Source organism: Micromonospora arida, from assembly GCF_003857035.1.
Classification (GTDB): domain Bacteria; phylum Actinomycetota; class Actinomycetes; order Mycobacteriales; family Micromonosporaceae; genus Micromonospora; species Micromonospora arida.
In genome coordinates this window covers 1-793 of record NZ_QGSY01000214.1, presented here as the reverse complement: position 1 = coordinate 793, position 793 = coordinate 1, and the positions used below count along the sequence as shown (strand labels likewise).

Sequence of the window (793 nt, the reverse complement as noted above, 5' to 3'; positions counted from 1 at the left end):
CCAGCACGCCGGTCACGGTGACCAGCAGTTCCGGCCGGGGCAGTCGGGGCGGGACCATCGCGATCAGGTCGGCGCGGCGCTGGCCGACGAAGTGCGCGACGGCGGTGAGCGTGAACATCACGGCCAGTCCGACGCGCAGCGCGGGATGCCAGCCGTCCAGTGCGGATATGCCGACCAGGCCGGCGATTCGGGCCAGCGCGGTGCCGACGATCAAGGCGATCAGGGGTGCCATCGGAATCCTCCTCCGTGAAACTTTCCAGTGACAAGATTGCGCGTCACGGGTGCATCTTGTCAATGGCAAGATAGGATTCGCGCATGACCGACACCCGCGCCTACCACCACGGCGACCTGCGCCGCGCCCTGCTCGCCGCGGCGCTGGAGGCCGTCGGCGAGGTCGGCCCCGCCGCGCTGAGCCTGCGCGACCTGGCCCGCCGGGCCGGTGTCTCGCACGCCGCGCCCGCACACCACTTCGGCGACAAGGCGGGCCTGCTCAGCGCGCTCGCCGCGCAGGGCTTCGACCTGCTGGCCCAGACGTTGACCGAGGCGGATGACGACCTGTTGGAGGCCGGCGTCGCGTACGTCGACTTCGCCGTCACGCACCGGGCGTACTTCGAGGTGATGTTCCGGCCGGAGCTCTACCGGGCCGACGACGCCGAGCTGATCGCGGCGCGGGGCCGGGCCGGCGCCGCGCTCCGCTCCGGAGTGGCGGCGCTGCCCGGCGGCGGCGCGCCCGCCGACACCGACCGGGACTCGCTCGCGGCCTGGTCGATCGCGCACGGCTTCGCCACCCTCT

2 protein-coding genes are annotated in these 793 nt (G+C 73.0%); one reads left to right on the top strand and one right to left on the bottom strand.

From position 1 onward, the window contains the following. On the bottom strand, positions 1 to 232 hold a 232-nt coding region (locus DLJ58_RS20510), incomplete at its 3' end, for a DoxX family protein (RefSeq protein ID WP_482805490.1). Positions 233 to 315: 83 nt separating this feature from the next. Between DLJ58_RS20510 and DLJ58_RS20505 the strand changes: the two genes are divergently transcribed. After that, a partial coding sequence (locus DLJ58_RS20505; RefSeq protein WP_148098001.1) for a TetR/AcrR family transcriptional regulator occupies positions 316 to 793 on the top strand: 478 nt, incomplete at its 3' end.